This window comes from Mesorhizobium sp. M1423, assembly GCF_040317575.1.
Classification (GTDB): domain Bacteria; phylum Pseudomonadota; class Alphaproteobacteria; order Rhizobiales; family Rhizobiaceae; genus Mesorhizobium.
On the sequence record NZ_JAMYKU010000094.1, the window covers coordinates 1 to 525 of the forward strand.

General features: G+C 61.7%; 1 pseudogene. It reads left to right on the forward strand.

Going from position 1 to position 525, the window contains the following annotated elements:
- Positions 1 to 12 precede the first annotated feature (12 nt).
- Positions 13 to 525: pseudogene (locus tag NKG95_RS34230) on the forward strand (IS110 family transposase); the annotation flags it as partial.

Genomic DNA, 525 nt, shown 5'->3' on the forward strand with positions numbered 1-525 from the left:
GGAGGACGATCCGTGTCAGATTATAGGGAAGCCTTGTAGGAATCGATGTTGCGAAGCTGAGGAACGCCATCGCGATTGCGGACGCTGGCCGGGAGGGAAAGGTTCGTTTCTTCGGCGAGGTCGACGCATCGGATACAAGCATGCGCCGCGTTATCCAGCGGGTCGCCGCCAAGTTCGATCGGGTGTGTTTCTGCTACGAGGCCGGCCCGACCGGCTATGGTCTCTATCGGTGATCCGATCGCTCGGCCATGAATGCATGGTAGTCGCCCCATCGCTGATCCCAAGGAAGCCCGGTGATCGGGTGAAGACGAACCGCCGGGATGCTCTTGCTTTGGCTCGGCTGCTGCGCGCCGGCGAACTGACCCCGGTTTGGGTTCCTGATGAAGGTCACGAAGCCATGCGGGATCTCGTCCGCGCCAGGGCGGCCGCGGTCGAGACGCTTCGCGTCCATCGGCAGCATGTGAGCGCCTTTATGCTCAAGCACGGGCGTATCTATCCCGCAAGAAGGGCTGGACGATGCGCTAT